This is a genomic window from Parendozoicomonas verongulae, from assembly GCF_009711465.1.
Taxonomy (GTDB): domain Bacteria; phylum Pseudomonadota; class Gammaproteobacteria; order Pseudomonadales; family Endozoicomonadaceae; genus Sansalvadorimonas; species Sansalvadorimonas verongulae.
The window spans coordinates 1-250 of sequence record NZ_SMME01000092.1; the positions used below are offsets into that span (position 1 = coordinate 1).

1 protein-coding gene is annotated in these 250 nt (G+C 58.0%); it reads left to right on the plus strand.

Annotated elements, in window-relative coordinates; all coding sequences use genetic code 11:
* The coding region (locus E1189_RS21990; RefSeq protein WP_196220785.1) for a hypothetical protein at positions 1-250 on the plus strand (250 nt) is incomplete at both ends.

A 250-nucleotide genomic window follows, 5' to 3' on the forward strand; every position in this document is an offset into this window, starting at 1 on the left:
CATCTCCAGATCATGGGGGGCACGGACAATCTGAGAGCAGCCTGGGAGATCTTTACCCAGCTGCGCATCCGTGCGGCTGGGGGACGGGTGAATACCCCTTGTAATAACAAGGATATCGAACTGGCTCTGGGCAGATTACTTCAGGCCATGGGGGGCACGGATAATCTGAAAGCAGCCAGAGACATCTTTACCCGGCTGCGCACCCGGACGGCAGGGGGCAGGGTGAACACCCCCTGTGATGACAAGGATA